We start from the raw sequence: 541 nt of genomic DNA, 5'->3' as shown, positions 1-541 counted from the left end.
CCGACACCGCCGCCGTGGCGGCGCTGGCGCTGGTGCAGGCGGTGCTGGGCGATTGGGGCGGCAAGACCGCCTGAGCCACCCGTTAAGCGATTGATCCTTTGGAGGTCGAAACCGCGCATCGGCCATGCTAAGGGCTGCGCCAATCCTGTCCTTATCCCCTGCCTGCCCGGTTCCACCGGGACAATGGACCCCTGTTATGACCGCGACTGCCACCTCAAATGCTGCCGGCTCCGCCGCCTGGGCGGACACGCTGCTCTTGTCGTTCGCGCAGGCCGGTTATGTCAGGGCCGAGCCCGCCATTCTGCAACCGGCCGAGCCGTTCCTGGACCTCTCCGGCGAGGACATCCGCAAGAGTCTGTATCTGACGACGGATCTGTCCGGCGAGGAGCTGTGCCTGCGCCCGGACCTGACCATTCCCGTCGCCCGCGACTATCTCGCCTCCGACCGCGCCGGCCAGCCGGCCGGGTTCAGCTATCTGGGCCCGGTGTTTCGTTACCGCAGCGGCCAGGCCAGCGAATTCCTGCAGGCCGGCATCGAATCG

1 protein-coding gene is annotated in these 541 nt (G+C 67.5%); it reads left to right on the top strand.

Translation table 11 applies throughout. The annotated features are described in order from the left end of the window. Positions 1-196: 196 nt before the first annotated feature. Positions 197-541: ATP phosphoribosyltransferase regulatory subunit (locus tag MOV75_RS41375; RefSeq protein ID WP_247008663.1), on the top strand; the 345-nt coding region annotated here is incomplete at its 3' end.

Source organism: Bradyrhizobium sp. PRIMUS42 (genome assembly GCF_023006515.1).
Lineage (GTDB): Bacteria > Pseudomonadota > Alphaproteobacteria > Rhizobiales > Xanthobacteraceae > Bradyrhizobium.
The sequence above is the reverse complement of the archived record's forward strand: the minus strand, read 5'-3'. Positions and strand labels throughout refer to the sequence as shown.